Origin of the sequence: Streptomyces sp. NPDC058291 (genome assembly GCF_042880855.1) — a bacterium.
Classification (GTDB): domain Bacteria; phylum Actinomycetota; class Actinomycetes; order Streptomycetales; family Streptomycetaceae; genus Streptomyces.
The window spans coordinates 1-15,368 of sequence record NZ_JBHVYK010000109.1; the positions used below are offsets into that span (position 1 = coordinate 1).

General features: G+C 72.0%; 14 protein-coding genes and 1 tRNA gene. 7 read left to right on the plus strand and 8 right to left on the minus strand.

The features are described from left to right. Positions 1–177: 177 nt before the first annotated feature. Positions 178–660: a GNAT family N-acetyltransferase gene (locus tag ACFVYK_RS34005; RefSeq protein ID WP_389780589.1), complete on the plus strand. Its 483-nt coding sequence runs from the start codon at positions 178–180 to the stop codon at positions 658–660. A gap of 79 nt (positions 661–739) precedes the next feature. Then, positions 740–955: a hypothetical protein gene (locus ACFVYK_RS34010; protein ID WP_389780590.1), complete on the plus strand. Its 216-nt coding sequence runs from the start codon at positions 740–742 to the stop codon at positions 953–955. Between the two features lie 90 nt (positions 956–1,045). Here ACFVYK_RS34010 and ACFVYK_RS34015 read toward each other — a convergent pair. The 7 genes from ACFVYK_RS34015 to galU form a co-directional block, all read right to left on the minus strand. Continuing rightward, a tRNA-Ala gene (locus ACFVYK_RS34015) sits at positions 1,046–1,119 on the minus strand. 82 nt (positions 1,120–1,201) lie between these two features. Beyond that, positions 1,202–2,653, minus strand: coding sequence for a gephyrin-like molybdotransferase receptor GlpR (gene glpR / locus ACFVYK_RS34020; RefSeq protein WP_389780591.1), 1,452 nt, complete (start codon positions 2,651–2,653; stop codon positions 1,202–1,204). 187 nt (positions 2,654–2,840) lie between these two features. Further along, the gene (locus ACFVYK_RS34025) at positions 2,841–3,521 is read right to left on the minus strand and encodes a GNAT family N-acetyltransferase (protein WP_389780609.1); all 681 of its coding nucleotides are present in this window, start codon (positions 3,519–3,521) and stop codon (positions 2,841–2,843) included. After that, positions 3,518–4,036, minus strand: a complete 519-nt coding sequence (locus ACFVYK_RS34030; protein WP_389780610.1) for a molybdenum cofactor biosynthesis protein B — start codon at positions 4,034–4,036, stop codon at positions 3,518–3,520. Before ACFVYK_RS34030 ends, ACFVYK_RS34025 begins: the two co-directional genes overlap by 4 nt. Then, positions 4,021–4,533, minus strand: coding sequence for a cyclic pyranopterin monophosphate synthase MoaC (gene moaC / locus ACFVYK_RS34035; RefSeq protein WP_389780592.1), 513 nt, complete (start codon positions 4,531–4,533; stop codon positions 4,021–4,023). Before moaC ends, ACFVYK_RS34030 begins: the two co-directional genes overlap by 16 nt. Positions 4,534–4,617: 84 nt before the next feature. Next, a complete protein-coding gene (gene glp, locus ACFVYK_RS34040; protein ID WP_389780593.1) occupies positions 4,618–5,943 on the minus strand; it encodes a gephyrin-like molybdotransferase Glp in 1,326 nt (441 codons plus the stop codon). A gap of 5 nt (positions 5,944–5,948) precedes the next feature. Then, positions 5,949–6,851 (minus strand): UTP--glucose-1-phosphate uridylyltransferase GalU, encoded by a 903-nt coding sequence (gene galU / locus ACFVYK_RS34045; RefSeq protein ID WP_389780594.1) that lies wholly within the window; start codon positions 6,849–6,851, stop codon positions 5,949–5,951. 115 nt (positions 6,852–6,966) lie between these two features. Here galU and ACFVYK_RS34050 point away from each other — a divergent pair, with 115 nt between their 5' ends. Then, positions 6,967–7,581: a 5-formyltetrahydrofolate cyclo-ligase gene (locus ACFVYK_RS34050; protein WP_389780595.1), complete on the plus strand. Its 615-nt coding sequence runs from the start codon at positions 6,967–6,969 to the stop codon at positions 7,579–7,581. 64 nt (positions 7,582–7,645) lie between these two features. Here ACFVYK_RS34050 and ACFVYK_RS34055 read toward each other — a convergent pair whose 3' ends face one another. Continuing rightward, entirely contained in the window at positions 7,646–10,465 is a 2,820-nt protein-coding gene (locus tag ACFVYK_RS34055; RefSeq protein WP_389780596.1) for a penicillin acylase family protein, read from the minus strand. A gap of 280 nt (positions 10,466–10,745) precedes the next feature. Between ACFVYK_RS34055 and ACFVYK_RS34060 the strand changes: the two genes are divergently transcribed. The 4 genes from ACFVYK_RS34060 (at position 10,746) to ACFVYK_RS34075 (ending at position 15,226) form a co-directional block, all read left to right on the plus strand. After that, positions 10,746–12,245, plus strand: a complete 1,500-nt coding sequence (locus ACFVYK_RS34060; RefSeq protein WP_389780611.1) for a potassium/proton antiporter — start codon at positions 10,746–10,748, stop codon at positions 12,243–12,245. A 268-nt stretch (positions 12,246–12,513) separates the two neighbouring features. Continuing rightward, complete coding sequence (locus tag ACFVYK_RS34065) at positions 12,514–13,806, plus strand: MFS transporter (protein WP_389780597.1); 1,293 nt, start codon at positions 12,514–12,516, stop codon at positions 13,804–13,806. A gap of 67 nt (positions 13,807–13,873) precedes the next feature. Further along, complete coding sequence (locus tag ACFVYK_RS34070) at positions 13,874–14,197, plus strand: FmdB family zinc ribbon protein (protein ID WP_389780598.1); 324 nt, start codon at positions 13,874–13,876, stop codon at positions 14,195–14,197. 183 nt (positions 14,198–14,380) lie between these two features. Beyond that, a complete protein-coding gene (locus ACFVYK_RS34075) occupies positions 14,381–15,226 on the plus strand; it encodes an S-methyl-5'-thioadenosine phosphorylase (protein ID WP_389780599.1) in 846 nt (281 codons plus the stop codon). Positions 15,227–15,368: the final 142 nt, after the last annotated feature.

Sequence of the window (15,368 nt, forward strand, 5' to 3'; positions counted from 1 at the left end):
CGCCCCGCCCGGGCGGACGGGCGGGACGGCCGTCGCGGGCGCCTGCCGGACGGGGCCGTCGCGGACCGGTCGGGTGGGCGCCTGCCGGACGGGAGGGGCGGCCGTCGCGGGCCGGTCGGGCGGGCGGGGCGGCCGGCGCGGGCCGGTCGAGCGGGAGGGGCACGTACTGTGTGGGGCGTGAAAATACGTCCGGTCCCCTTCGACCATCCCGACGCGGTCAAGCTCAACGACGAGGTCCAGGCCGAGTACCACGAGCGTTACGGCGACGGCGGCGACGCCACCGTCCTCGCGCCCTCCGACTTCCAGCCGCCCCGCGGGGTCTATCTCATCGCCTACGACGAGACCGACCGCCCGGTGGCCACCGGCGGCTGGCGCAGCCAGGACGAGAACGGCGAGGGCAACCAGGACGGCGACGCCGAGCTCAAGCGGATGTTCGTGGTCAAGGACATGCGCGGGCGCGGTCTGGCGCGGCGGATGCTCACCGCGCTGGAGGAGGACGCCCGTGACGCCGGCCGCGTCCGGATGGTCCTGGAGACCGGCACCGAGCAGCCGGAGGCCATCGCCCTGTACACCTCCAGCGGCTACGAGCCGTGCACCAAGTTCGGCTATTACCGCGCCTACGAGTCGAGCCGCTGCTTCGCCAAGCCGCTCGGCTCCTGAGACCCGGCTCCTGAGACCCGGGCTCCTGAGACCAGGGCTTCTGACACACCCAGTTGCTGGGATCAGGAACCTGGCCGGCATGAGCGCCGCCCTGCGGCTGCTGTCGGCGCCGCCGACGATCGCCCTGCCCTGGACCGCGATCGCCTGGACCACGGGAGCCTGCGCGCTGCTCGCCCTGACCGCGTCCCTGGCCACCACGGCGACGGCCCTGCGGCGCCCGGCCCGGACGACGACCTCCGCCCCGCACAAGGGCCGGGCCCGCAGGCCCAGTCGGCGTCGCCGCCCCGCTTTCTGACGGAGCACCGGCTGACGGCGCGGACGCCCTGCGCGAGCGGACATGGCCAAAGCCCCGGTCGGGAATCCCGACCGGGGCTTTGAGCTGCAGTGGACCTGTGGGGATTTGAACCCCAGACCCCCTCGATGCGAACGAGGTGCGCTACCGGACTGCGCCACAGGCCCTTGCAACGAGTGAAACTCTAGCACCCTCATCGGGCTGCTTGGAAATCCGTTCCCCGAGGCCGGGCGGGGGGCGTCGGGGCCCTCATTCGTTGGCGGCGCGGGGCCGCTCGCCGTCCTCGTACTGGTCGAACAGCGGGGTGCGGCCGCGTTCGCGCGAGCGCCGGGCCGAGGCCGCGCGCCGTGCGTCGCTGCGCTCGCCGCCCTCCCCGGGCCTGTCCTCCGCCCGGTCCTGCGCCGCCTGCGCCCCGGCCGGGTCGTCCCCGTCGTCGGCCTCCTCCTGGTCCGGTGCGACGGAGCTCGACCGGGCCGAGCTCCAGGCGTCGGGCGCCGCGAGATCCACGTCGGAGGTGGCGCGCGGGGCGACCGGTGCGGTCACGTACGTGGGGAGCGGGACCGGGACCGGGTCCCAGCTCTCGCCGTGCCCCGGGCGGCGTTGCCGCTCGCGCTGCTGGTCGACCCACTCGGCGTGGTCGGTCTGCTCGACGAGCGCCCTGCGGTCCGCGGCCAGCGCCAGCAGTCCGGGGTCGGTCTCCGGTTCGGCGCCCTCGTGCGGCTCCTCTGCGCCGGCGTCGGGGCCGGGGTCGAGGGACGATGCGCTCGCCGGGGCCGGGGCCCGCCGGCGGGGCTGGCGCTCGCGCAACCGCTGCGCGGCCACTTCGGCGCGCCGGCGGTCCATCTGGTAGGCGAAGCGGCGGCGTTCCTGGGCGCGCAGATAGGCGATGTACCCGCTGAGCAGGACGGCGGGCACGCCGGGCGCCCAGAGGAAGGCGAGGCCGCCGACCGCCGCGACGATCGCGCCGAGCGTGAAGGCGAGGAAGAGCATCACCGTGGTGCGCCGTCGGCGCGCGAGCGCCTTCAAGCGCTGGGCGCGCGCGGCAGCCGCCTGCGCGGCGGATGCCTGGGCGGCGGAGCTGTACCGGGCGGCCGGCACGCGCCGGCCCGCCGCGGCCTGGCTCCCCTCACGCGCGGACGCGGAGGACGCCGAGGGCGTGGACGCGTGAACCCCTGCGTTGCCCGCACTCGCTGCGTTCGCCGAAGGAGCCTGGGCGGCCGACGCGGAAGCGTGGGGCGCCGGCGAAGCCGGAGCGGCTCCGCAGGCAGCGGAGGTCGTGGACGGCGCGGGGGGTGCGCAGGCGCGATCGCGCGCACCTTCCTGGCGCACGTCCGGACGCCCTTCCGGGTGCCCCGGCCCACGTTCCTGGCCGCGCTCGTGCCCTCGTTCGTGCCCTCGCTCCTGCACCGGCGCCTTCGCCTGCGGGCGGGTCGGGGGCATGGCGAAGGCCCGGACGTCCACCGAGTGGGTGAGGACGTCCGGAGCGTCGGCGTCGGGCTCCTCCTCGGTGGAGCGCGCCTGCAGGTCCTTGGCGTACCGGCGCTCCATCCCCGCCCGTCCGGACAGCAGCCGGATGGCGGTGCTGAAGCGTTCCGTCGGACGAGCCTCGTTCAGCTCGTCCTGCCTACGGAGCCACATGGGCACCAAGTAGGCGGCCCAGGCCCCGACGATGACTGCGTAGATGAGGCCGCTGCTGCTCACGCCTCACACCGTAGAGGGGTTTACGTGAGGCCATCCGCCAATTGAGCCGGTGTGTCGCACGATCCGGCTGATATTTCGAACTTTTTTTGTGATCGATGTGATCAGCAGGCTGCGAGGGGGGCGAATTCCGCGCCTCAGACGGTCACCACCCGGTCATTGTCGAACACATATTCAATCGAACGTGTATTCAATTTCCGGGGTCCCGGTGATTCCCCGCGGCATTCCCCGGCGTGCTCCGGTGGCCGTGGGGGGCGGTTCGGGAGCGGGCGCGCCGCCACCGGCTCAGCAGACCCTCCGGGACCTCCTCCGACGTGAGGGCGAACACGAGATGGTCCCGCCAGGCCCCGTCGATGTGGAGATAGCGCGGGCGCAGTCCTTCCTCGCGGAATCCGAGTTTCTCCACGACCCGGCGGCTCGGGCCGTTCTCGGGCCGAATGCAGACCTCGATGCGGTGCAGTCCGACGGTGCGGAAACAGTGGTCCACGACCATGGCCACCGCCGTCGGCATCACCCCGCGGCCCGCCACCGACTCGTCCACCCAGTAGCCGACATGCCCCGAGCACATCGACCCCCAGGTGATCCCGGCGACCGTCAACTGCCCGACGAGCCGCCCCTGGTACTCGATGACGAACGGCAGCATCCGCCCGGCGTTCGCCTCGGTCCGCAGATGCCGGACCATCTGACGGTAGGTCGGCCGGTGCGCGATCGGCCCGCTGGGCGCGGGCGGCGGGATGGTCGCCTCCCAGGGGCGCAGCCAGTCCCGGTTGCGCCGGTTGACCTCGCGCCAGGCCCGCTGGTCGCGCAGCTTTATCGGCCGCAGGACGGTGTCGCCGTCCCGCAGCTCGACGGGCCAGGATGGGCTGTTCAGCTCGCACCCCCGTGGCTGGGTCCCGGGTGGTCGCCGCCGCGGATCTGGTCGACGGCGTGGACCAGCAGCGGTTCCAGGACGGCCAGGCCGTCCTTCACCCCGCCGCTGGAACCGGGCAGGTTGACGATCAGGGCGCCGCCCGCCACTCCGGCCAGGCCCCGCGAGAGCGCCGAGGCAGGCACCTTCTCCCTGCCGTGCGCGCGGATGGCCTCGGCGATGCCCGGCACCTCGTGGTCGATCACCGCGCGGGTCGCCTCGGGCGTGCGGTCGGTGGGCGAGATCCCGGTGCCGCCGGTGGTGACGACGACGTCGTACCCGGCGTCGACGGCGGCCCGCAGGGCGGCCTCCACCGGGTCGCCGTCGGGGACGACCTGCGGGCCGTCGACGGCGAAGCCGAGGCCGCGCAGCCCCTCGGCGACCAGGGGGCCGCCCCGGTCCTCGTAGACGCCGGCGGCGGCCCGGTTGGAGGCGGTCACCACGAGGGCCCGGTACGGCGCGCTCACGCCCGGCTCCAGTCGCCCGACTTGCCGCCCGTCTTCTCCTCCACGCGCACGTCCGTGATCACCGCTTTCTTGTCGACGGCCTTGACCATGTCGATCACGGTGAGCGCGGCGACGGAGACCGCGGTGAGGGCTTCCATCTCGACGCCCGTGCGGTCCGTCGTCTTCACCGTGGCGGTGATCTCCACGGCGTCGTCCGCGACCGACAGGTCCAGTTTCACACCGGAGACGGCCAGGGGGTGGCACAGGGGGATGAGGTCGGGGGTGCGCTTGGCGCCCATGATGCCCGCGATCCGCGCGGTGGCCAGCGCGTCCCCCTTGGGCACCCCCGCACCGCGCAACAGCTCGACCACGCGGGGCGAGACGAGGACCCGTCCGCTGGCCCGCGCGGTGCGGGCGGTGACGTCCTTGCCGGACACGTCGACCATGCGCGCGGCGCCCGCGTCGTCGAGATGGGTCAGTCGGTTCTGCTCAGGCGGTCCGGGGGTCTCCCCCCGGGAAGGCACAGTCATGCTGGCGGCGCTCCCGGTCCGGGCCCGGCGCGGTGCGGCGCACGGGCCTGTTGTGCGCGACACGGTACCCCCAACCCGGAGCGCTCAACCGAGCAGGACGACCTCCACCTCCGCGCCGGGCTCGACGGACTCCACGTCCTCGGGGACGACGATCAGCGCGTCGGCGTGCGCGAGGGCCGCGACGAGGTGGGAGCCGGCGCCGCCGACCGGGCGGACGGAGCCCTCGGTGTGCACCGCGCGCAGGAACTGTCTGCGGCCCTTCGGCGAGGTCAGCGCCTTGTCGGCGGTCAGTTTCGCGCGCGTGAGGGGGCGGTGGACGTCCGGCAGCCCCATCAGGGTGCGGATGGCGGGGCGGACGAACAGCTCGAAGGAGACGTAGGACGACACCGGGTTGCCGGGCAGGGCCAGCAGGGGGGTGTGGTCGGGGCCGACGGAGCCGAAGCCCTGGGGCTTTCCGGGCTGCATGGCGAGCCTGCGGAACTCGACGCCGCCGCCCTCCTCGTCCTCGTCGCCGACGTGCTCCAGCGCCTCCTTGACGACGTCGTAGGCCCCGACGCTGACCCCGCCGGTGGTGACGACGAGGTCGGCGCGCACGAGCTGGTCCTCGATGGTGGAGCGCAGGGTCTCGGCGTCGTCGGCGACCGCGCCGACCCGGTAGGCGATGGCGCCGGCGTCCCGGGCGGCGGCGGTGAGGGCGAAGCTGTTGGAGTCGTAGATCTGGCCGCTGCCCAGCTGCTCGCCGGGCTGGACGAGTTCGCTGCCGGTGGACATCACGACCACGCGCGGGCGCGGGCGCACCCGCACCGTGCCGCGGCCGATCGCGGCGAGCAGGGCGATCTGGGGCGGTCCGAGGACGGTCCCGGCGTCGAGGGCGCGGTCGCCCGCCCGTACGTCGCTGCCCTGGGCGCGCACGTGCGCGCGGGCTGCGGCCGGCCGGTACACGCGCACGTGCCCGGAGGCCTGTTCGGGGGAGAGGCTGCGCGCGCGCATCCCGGTGACCGGGCCCTCGCCGAGCCCTCCGTCGGTCCACTCGACGGGGACGACGGCCTCGGCGCCGGCCGGCAGGGGGGCGCCGGTCATGATGCGGGCGGCCTGACCGGGACCGACGTGGATCCGGTCGGCCGCCTGTCCCGCCGCGACGTCGCCGACGACGTCCAGAGCGGCCGGGAACTCCTCGCTCGCGCCGGCGACATCGGCGACCCGCACCGCGTACCCGTCCATGGAGCTGTTGTCGAAGGGCGGCAGCGAGACCGGCACCATCACGTCCTCGACGAGGACGCAGCCCTGGGCGTCGGGCAGTTGCAGCTCGATGGGCTCCAGAGGGCGGACGGCGCCGAGGATGTCCTCCAGGTGCTCGTCCACCGACCACAGGCGGTCCTCGGCGGCGGGGCGGGGCGCGGCGGTGCTCACAGTGGCTACAGCTCCTCGGTGACGTAACTGCGCAGCCAGGACCGGAAGTCCGGACCCAGATCCTCACGTTCGCACGCGAGTCTGACAATGGCACGCAGATAGTCGCCCCGGTCGCCGGTGTCGTAGCGCCGGCCCTTGAAGACGACGCCGTGGACGGGGCCGCCGACCTTCTCGTCCTGGGCGAGCTGCTGGAGGGCGTCGGTGAGCTGGATCTCGCCGCCACGGCCCGGCTCGGTCTCGCGCAGCACGCCGAACACGCTCGGGTCGAGCACATAGCGGCCGATGATCGCGTAGTTCGACGGGGCGTCGGCCGGGTCGGGCTTCTCCACGAGACCGGTCACCTTGACGACGTCGCTGTCCACGGTGGTGTCCACGGCCGCGCAGCCGTAGAGGTGGATCTGCTCGGGGGCGACCTCCATGAGCGCGACGACGCTGCCGCCGTGCTGCTCCCGCACTTCGATCATGCGCTGGAGCAGGGGGTCGCGGGGGTCGATGAGGTCGTCGCCGAGGAGGACGGCGAAGGGCTCCTGGCCGACGTGCGGGGCCGCGCACAGGACGGCGTGGCCGAGGCCCCTGGGATCGCCCTGGCGGACGTAGTGCATGGTGGCGAGGTCGCTGGACTGCTGGACCTTGGCGAGGCGGGCGGCGTCGCCCTTCTTCTGCAGGGCCGACTCGAGTTCGTAGTTGCGGTCGAAGTGGTCCTCCAGGGGCCGCTTGTTGCGGCCGGTGACCATGAGGACGTCGTCGAGGCCCGCGGAGACGGCCTCCTCGACCACGTACTGGATAGCGGGCTTGTCCACGACCGGCAGCATCTCTTTGGGAGTGGCCTTGGTCGCCGGCAGGAACCGGGTGCCGAGGCCGGCCGCGGGGATGACAGCCTTGCTGATCCTGGGGTGCGACTGAGTCATGGCGGCCACCTTATCCGCTGACTTTGCGGCGAATCTGTGGATCTGGCCAAATCATGATCATATGAACTTACTAGAGCTGTGTGAGAGCAATGTGCGACTGGTGCGGGAGCGATGGATGACTCACCTCGAAGGCGGACCGGAGCCTGACAAACGAGTGTTGCGGCGAGGATTCCTCACGGTGAGGAACATGTTGACGACGGACGAGCTGCGCTCGGCCGCCGCCGCGCTGGCCGAGCGCGCCCTGGAGCTGCCCGAGCTGGCCCGGGCGCGCACGGTGGCGGCGTACGTCTCCGTGGGCTCCGAGCCGGGCACCCCGGCGCTGCTGGACGCGCTGCGCGCCCGGGGCGTTCGCGTCCTGCTCCCCGCCCTGCTGCCCGACAACGACCTGGACTGGGGCGCGTACGCCGGCGAGGGCTCTCTCGCGCGGGTCCAACACGGCGGGAAGTCGGCCCTCTTGGAGCCGGCCGGCGAGCGCCTCGGCCCGGACGCCGTGGCGGACGCCGACGTGGTGCTGCTGCCCGGTCTCGCGGTCGACGGCCGCGGTGTGCGGCTCGGCCGCGGGGGCGGCTCCTACGACCGCGTGCTGGCCCGGCTGGCGGCGCGCGGGGCCCGCCCCTTCCTGGTGGTGCTCCTGTACGACGCCGAGGTCGTCGAGCGCGTCCCGGACGAACCGCACGACCGGCCGGTGCAGGCCGTGGTGACGCCGTCCGCGGTCCGCCGCTTCGCCTGAACCCGTTCCCGACGCGAAGGGGCTCCCCACACGCGCGTGGGGAGCCCCTTCGTCGCTCCGCCGGTCAGGGCTTGAGCACCAGGGTGTCGCTGGTGCTGTCCTCGACCGCCTTCTTCTTGAAGGCCCAGTCGAGCAGCTCACCGTTGGCCCACTTGCCCGTCTGATCGGTGTAGTGCGCGCTGAAGGCGTGCCCCGAGGCGCCGCTGAGGTTGATCCACTTCGACTTGTCCAGGTCGGCGAGGTTGACCACCATCCGCATGGACGGCACCCACACCACCGCGTAGCCGCCGGCCGCGTTCCACCCGGTCGCGTCGACCGCCGCCTCGCCGCCGCCCAGCTTCCACGGGCCGCGGTTGAGGATGTACTGCAGGAAGCCGGGGCCGCTGGTGCCCAGGGTCTGGTTCTTCAGGAACAGGCGGTGCAGCCGTCCCCAGCTCCAGGTGTCGATGTCCTTGCCCAGCTTGGCGGTCAGCTCCCAGCGGGCGTCGATCAAGGCCCGCTCGAACAGCTTGTCCCGGTTGTGGTCGGCGCCGGGGCGGGTGCCCGACGCGGGCGTCGTCCACCACTCGCTGTTCTCCTTGTCGAGGAGGCTGCGCACGACCTCGAACCAGCGGTCGCCGCCGTCCGGCTGGGCCTGGTCGGCGTCGCGCTGGCCGCACTCGCGCACCTTCTGGGTGTCGTCGACGGGGCCGGTGGTGTTGACCGGGGCGACCCACAGGCACTGGCCCTCGACGCGGAGCTCCTTGGGCAGCTTGTTGCCGAAGGCCAGCTTGAGGATGTTGCGCCACACGGCGTTGAAGTAGGCGGCCGCCGCCGAGTCGGCGTCCTGGGTGAAGTCCCAGTTCTCCAGCAGCTTCTGCGCCTCGCGGACGTCCGGGTCCTTGAGGTTGATCTTCTTCAGCAGGGGCACGAGCTGCTTCGCGATCTCGCTGTCGTCGTCCAGCTGCATCTGGCGCATGTCGTCCGTGGAGATCTTGCCGCCGCCCTTGATCTTGCTCTTGATCAGGTCGGTGATCCGCTGGCTGCGCGTGCCGTAGCCCCAGTCCGTGGTGAGGGTGTACGGATACTCGTCCTCGTCGACGACGGCCTGGTTGGCGGTGACGATGTACCCGCGCGCGGGGTTGTACTCGTTGGGCAGTTCCGCGAACTTGATGTAGCCGGTCCACTGGTCCTTGGACTTCCAGCCGTCCGTCGGGACCGCCCCGGTCTCGCCCTTGGCGCGCGTGGGGATCTTGCCGGGCAGCTGGTAGCCGATGTTGTTCTCGGTGTCGGCGTAGACCAGGTTCTGCGAGGGGACGTCGAACTTCGCGGCCGCCTTGCGGAAGCCTTCCCAGTCCTTCGCCTTGTCCATCAGGAAGACGGCGTCCATGGAGGTCCCGGGCTCCAGCGCGGTCCACTTCAGGGCGACGCCGTAACCGTCGCCGCGGTCGGGCGCCGCGGTGTCGACGGTGGCCTTCTTGCCGACCTTGACGAGTTCGTCGTCGCGGTCGGAGAGCAGCGGCATCTTGTCCTGGGTCTGCCGCACGACGATCTTCTTGGCGGCGCCCCCGGCGACCTTGATGGTCTCCTCGCGCGTGATGAACGGCTTGACCTTGTTGTCGTACTGGTAGCCGTCGGCGCCGGAGAGCTTCTCCAGGTAGAGGTCGGTGACGTCCACGCCGGAGTTCGTCATGCCCCAGGAGATGTTCGCGTTGTGGCCGATGACCACGCCGGGCATGCCCGCGAAGGTGTACCCGGCGACGTCGTATCCGCACGTGGCGGAGACGTTGCGGCAGTGCAGGCCCATCTGGTACCAGACGGAGGGCAGCGAGGCCGACAGGTGGGGGTCGTTCGCCAGCAGAGGCCGGCCCGTGATCGTGTGCTTCCCCGCGACGACCCAGGAGTTGGAGCCGATGCCGTTGCCGTTCACGCCGACGGCCGTGGGCAGGTCGTCCAGGACGTCGTAGAGCCCCGCGAGCTGGCCCTGCAGGGCCGATCCGGAGCCTGTCGACGTGCCGCCGCCACCGCTGCCGCCCGTGCCGCTGACCGTGCCGCCACCCCTGCCGCTGCCGCCGCCGCTGCCGCTGCCGGACGAGTCGCCGGAGCTCTCACCGTCGCTCTCGCCGAACGTCTCGCTCGACTCGTCGTACCGGCCGTCCTGGACGATCGGCTGGTTGCGGCCGTACGGGTACTGCGGGTAGAGGTCGGCGATCTGCTTCGGGCCCAGCCGGCTGGTCATCAGGGCGCGGTCGATCTCGTCCTGCATGTTGCCGCGCAGGTCCCAGGCCATCGCCTTCAGCCACGACACCGAGTCGACCGGGGTCCACTCGGCGGGCTTGTAGTCGTTGGTGAAGCCCAGGGCCGCGTACTCCAGGGAGATCTCCGCGCCGTCCTTGCCCTTGAGGTAGGCGTTGACCCCCTTGGCGTAGGCCCGGAGATACTTCTTGGTGTCGGCCGACAGCTTGGTGTCGTACTCCACCTGGGCGACACGGTCCCAGCCCAGGGTGCGCAGGAACTCGTCGTTGTCGACCTGGCTCTTGCCGAACATCTCGGACAACCGCCCGGACGTCATGTGGCGGCGTACGTCCATCTCGTAGAACCGGTCCTGCGCCTGGACGAAGCCCTGCGCCATGAACAGGTCGTCGTCGGAGTCGGCGTAGATCTGCGGGATGCCGTAGCCGTCCCGTTTCACTTCCACGGGCCCGGACAGGCCCGCCAGCGTGATCGAACCCTTGGTCTGCGGGAAGGACGCGCGGACGGTGCTGATGGACCAGTAGGCCCCGTAGGCGACGCCACCGATGATGGCCAGCACCAGCACAAGCACGATCAAACGGGCTTTGCGCCCCTTCTTCCTGCCGGACTTGACGGGCTTGTCACCCGATGTGGCGGTGGTGTTGGGGGGCATCGCTGTCCTTGCTGTCCTAACGCGAGCGGCAGGGCGGGCTGTCCTTTTGAATGAGCGCTGGAGCAACCATAGGCGCAGGGCTTCGAGCAACTTGACGCGGAGTCGGGTACACGCGCGGAAGGATGTTCGATCTTGCACCCGCCGAGTGTCAAGAAATCGTCAAGAGTTAGGTAAGGTAATGAAGTAGTTGGGTCCGGGGCGCACACCGCTTCGTGTCCGATGTATCCGATGCACATGTGCGCCCGCGCAGGGACGCGCGCGCCGGTGAAGGGAACCGCCGCTGACTGTCCACCACCTCAACCAGCTCCTGCTCGTCTGCTCGCTCGTCCTGCTCGTCGCCGTCGCGGCGGTCCGGATCTCCTCGCGCAGCGGACTCCCCAGCCTGCTCGTCTACCTGGGCATCGGCATCGCCATGGGCCAGGACGGCATCGGCGACATCCACTTCGACAACGCCGAACTGACGCAGGTCATCGGCTACGCCGCCCTGGTCGTCATCCTCGCCGAGGGCGGTCTGGGCACGAAGTGGAAGGAGATCGGACCGGCCCTGCCGGCCGCCACGGCGCTGGCACTGGCCGGGGTCGCGGTCAGCGTCGGCGTCACCGCCACGGCCGCGCACTTCGTGACGGGGCTGGAGTGGCGGCAGGCGCTGATCATCGGCGCGGTGGTGTCCTCGACGGACGCGGCGGCGGTCTTCTCCGTCCTGCGCAAGATCCCCCTGCCCTCACGCGTGACGGGCACCCTGGAGGCCGAGTCCGGCTTCAACGACGCCCCGGTGGTCATCCTGGTCGCCGCCTTCTCCACCGCCGGCCCCGTGGACCACTGGTACGTCCTCCTGGGCGAGATAGCGCTGGAACTGGCCATCGGCGCCGCCATCGGCCTGGCGGTCGGCTGGCTGGGCTCCTGGGGCCTCAGGCACGTCGCCCTGCCCGCCTCCGGCCTCTACCCGATCGCCGTCATGGCGATCGCCGTCACCGCCTACGCGGCGGGCTCGCTGGCCCACGGCAGCGGCTTCCTCGGCGTGTACCTCGCCTCCATGGTCATGGGCAACGCCAAGCTGCCGCACTGGCCCGCCACGCGCGGGTTCGCCGACGGCCTCGGCTGGATCGCCCAGATCGGCATGTTCGTCCTGCTCGGCCTGCTGGTCACCCCGCACGAGCTGGGCGACGACGTGCTGCCCGCACTCGTCATCGGCCTGGTCCTCACCATGGTGGCCCGCCCGCTCAGCGTCTCCCTGTGCCTGACGCCCTTCCGGGTGCCCTGGCAGGAGCAGACCCTGATGTCCTGGGCCGGCCTGCGCGGCGCCGTGCCCATCATCCTGGCGACGATCCCCATGGTGAACGGCGTCGACAGCAGTCGCCGGATCTTCAACATCGTCTTCGTCCTGGTCGTCGTCTACACCTTGGTCCAGGGACCGACGCTGCCCTGGCTCGCGCGCAAGCTGCGTCTCGGCGGGGATCCCGAGGCCGCCGATCTCGGCGTCGAGTCGGCGCCCCTGGAACGGCTGCGCGGGCACCTGCTGTCCGTCGCGATCCCGGACGGGTCGAAGATGCACGGCGTCGAGGTCGACGAGCTGCGGCTGCCGGGCGGGGCCGCCGTCACCCTCGTGGTGCGGGAGGGAACCTCGTTCGTGCCCGCGCCGTCGACCGTCCTCCGGCGAGGCGACGAACTCCTCGTCGTGGCCACCGACCCGGTGCGCGACGCGGCGGAGAGGCGGCTGCGCGCCGTCGGACACGGCGGCAAGCTCGCCGACTGGCTGGGCACGAGCGGCGACGCGCGTTAAGCGCGCGTTTCACACCGTTCACACCCCCTTCATTCAGAGGCCGCCACGGCCGCCGTGCTCCTTTTCACAGGGTTCACCGGCCTTGATCCCTGTAGGATGAAGGCGCACTTTGATCGAACCAACTCTGCCTGACGCAGAGCTGGCGCGACCGTATGGCGGCCGGGACACCTCCTGCAGCGGACTCCGGCATCTACCGCAGCACGCGCAAGAGGACAGCTCTCGGCGCCCCCGCACGGGCGCGCTACCAGGCGGCAGAAAGGCACGGGCCGTGGCATCCACGGTCACCACCGAGCCGTCGAAGGACTCGTCGGCCTCCTCCCGCCCGGGATACGGGCAGCTGCTGCGCACCCGCGGCGCCTGGACGTTCCTGCTGCCCGGCTTCGCGGCCCGCCAGCCGTTCGCGATGCTCACCATCTCCATCGTGCTGCTCGTGCAGCACACCACCGGCTCGTACGGCGCGGCCGGCGCCGCCGCGGCCGTCACCGGCGTCTCCATGGCGCTCTGCGCCCCCTACAGCGGCCGGCTCGCCGACCGCTACGGACAGCGCGCGGTGCTGATCCCCGGCGTGCTCGTGCACACCCTGTCCGGGATCGCCCTGACGGCCCTCGCCCTCGCCCACGCGCCGCTGTGGGCGCTGTTCGCGGCCGCGGTGCCCACGGGCGCCTCGGTGCCGCAGGTCGGGCCCATGGTGCGGGCCCGCTGGGGCGTGAAGCTGAAGGACTCGCCCCTGATGACCACCGCGGCGGCCTTCGAGTCCGTCACGGACGAGCTCACCTTCGTCTTCGGCCCGCTGCTGGCGACGGCCCTGTGCACCGCGGTGAACCCGGCCGCCGGTCTGGTCACCGAGGCCTCGCTGACCCTGGTCGGCGGACTGCTGTTCGCCGCGCAGAGGGGCACCCAGCCGCAGGTCGCCGCCGCGGGGCACCCGCGCGTGGAGCACGGTTCGGCTCTGCGCGTCCCCGGTGTGCGCGTGCTGATCGCGACCTTCCTCGGCATCGGCTCGGTCTTCGGCGGCATGCAGGTCTCCCTGGCCGCGTTCTCCGAGTCGATCGGCGAGCCGGGCCTGAACGGCGTCCTGTACGGCACCTTCGCCGCGGGCAACATGCTCTCCGGCCTGGTCTGCGGCGCGATCGCCTGGAAGGCCGCCCCGCAACGGCGCCTGGTCGTCGCCTACGCGGCCCTCGCGCTCGTCGCCTCCGGCCTGTGGGCCGCCCACTCCGTGCTCGTCCTGGCGGGCCTCGGCCTGCTGGTCGGCATGTGCATCGCGCCCGCGCTGATCACCGGCTACACGCTGGTCGAGGGCCTGGTCCCGGCCGGGGCCCGCACCGAGGCGTTCACCTGGCTGACGGGCGCGGTGGCGCTCGGCCAGGCGGCCGCCGTCACCGTCGCCGGGCAACTGGAGGACAACGTCCGCGACGGCGCCGGTTTCCTGGTGCCGATGGGCGGCACGGTGCTGGCCCTGGCGGTCCTGCTGGCACTGCGTTCGCGGCTGGCCGCACGCCCCCGCGCGCGGACCGTCGCGCGTGGCGTCGGTCACCGCGAGCCGGTGACAGTGGACTGAACCCGAGGAATGCGTCAAGATAGACCGTCGTTAGCACTCACTGAGTGAGAGTGCCAGGAGGAAGACAGTGCCGACCTACCAGTACCAGTGCACCGAGTGCGGCGAGGGCCTCGAGGCGGTGCAGAAGTTCACCGACGACGCTCTGACCGAGTGCCCGAACTGCGGTGGCCGCCTCAAGAAGGTGTTCTCCGCGGTCGGCATCGTCTTCAAGGGCTCCGGCTTCTACCGCAACGACAGCCGCGGCTCCTCGTCGAGCAGCTCGCCGGCGCCGTCGTCGAAGTCGTCGACCACCGAGGCGAAGCCGAGCTCGACCACGTCGTCCTCGTCGTCTTCGTCGGACTCGAAGTCGTCGAGCACCGGCACCTCGGCCGGCAGCAGCTCCGCCGCGTAGAACGCTTCTCACGGGACCCTGCCGTCATGCGACGGCGGGGTCCTCCGCGTCCCCACGCGCGCGCGGAGCGGGACCCCCGGGGCGTTCCGCCCACGCGTCCCGTGCGTCTCCGGTTCCCGGGCCTGTCCGTCGGCGGGTGACCGGCGTTCCTCGACGGCGGAGGGCTGGCCTAGGGTGCCGGACATGGCGAACACGGCAGCGAACGCAGAAATCGGCGTGATCGGCGGCTCCGGTCTCTACTCGTTCCTCGACGACGTGACCGAGATCCAGGTCGACACTCCCTACGGACCGCCCAGCGACTCCCTCTTCATCGGCGAGACGGCCGGCCGACGGGTCGCCTTCCTCCCCCGGCACGGACGCGGACACCACCTGCCGCCCCACCGGATCAACTACCGGGCCAACCTCTGGGCGCTGCGCTCCGTCGGGGTGCGTCAGGTCCTCGGCCCGTGCGCGGTGGGCGGTCTGCGCCCCGAGTACGGCCCCGGCACGCTGCTCGTGCCCGACCAACTGGTCGACCGGACGAAGTCGCGGACCGGGACCTACTTCGACGGTCTGCCCCTTCCCGACGGCACGGTGCCCTACGTGGTGCACGTGTCGCTGGCCGACCCCTACTGCCCCGCCGGACGTGCGGCGGCTCTCGGAGCGGCACGCGGCCGGCGGTGGGAGCCGGTGGACGGCGGGACGCTGGTCGTGATCGAGGGACCGAGGTTCTCCACCCGTGCCGAATCGTTGTGGCACCAGGCGCAGGGCTGGTCGGCGGTGGGCATGACCGGCCATCCGGAAGCCGCCCTCGCACGTGAACTGGAGCTCTGCTACACGTCGTTGAACCTGGTCACCGATCTCGACGCCGGCGCCGACAGCGGTGAGGGCGTGTCGCACGAGGAGGTGCTGCAGGTGTTCGCGGCCAATGTGGACCGCCTCCGGGACGTTCTCTTCGACACCCTGGCCGCACTCCCCGCGAACACCGAGCGGGACTGCCTGTGCACGAACGCGCTGGGCGGCCTGAACCCCGGGTTCGAGCTGCCGTAGCGACCGCCGTACCGGGGCAGGGCGCCGTAGGGAGCGCCGTACCGGGGCGAGTTGCTGGGGCCGCCGTACCGGGGCGGGCCGCCGTAGGGGGCCGCCGTACCGGGGCGGGCCGCCGTAGGGGGCCGCCGTACCGGGGCGGGCC

What these genes read in the sequence shown, in the direction of transcription:
- ACFVYK_RS34010 (WP_389780590.1), top strand. Translation starts at nt 740, where the DNA reads ATGAGCGCCGCCCTGCGGCTGCTGTCGGCGCCGCCGACGATCGCCCTG.
- moaC (WP_389780592.1), bottom strand. Translation starts at nt 4,533, where the DNA reads ATGACTGTGCCTTCCCGGGGGGAGACCCCCGGACCGCCTGAGCAGAAC.
- galU (WP_389780594.1), bottom strand. Translation starts at nt 6,851, where the DNA reads ATGACTCAGTCGCACCCCAGGATCAGCAAGGCTGTCATCCCCGCGGCC.
- ACFVYK_RS34050 (WP_389780595.1), top strand. Translation starts at nt 6,967, where the DNA reads ATGACTCACCTCGAAGGCGGACCGGAGCCTGACAAACGAGTGTTGCGG.
- ACFVYK_RS34055 (WP_389780596.1), bottom strand. Translation starts at nt 10,465, where the DNA reads ATGCCCCCCAACACCACCGCCACATCGGGTGACAAGCCCGTCAAGTCC.
- ACFVYK_RS34075 (WP_389780599.1), top strand. Translation starts at nt 14,381, where the DNA reads ATGGCGAACACGGCAGCGAACGCAGAAATCGGCGTGATCGGCGGCTCC.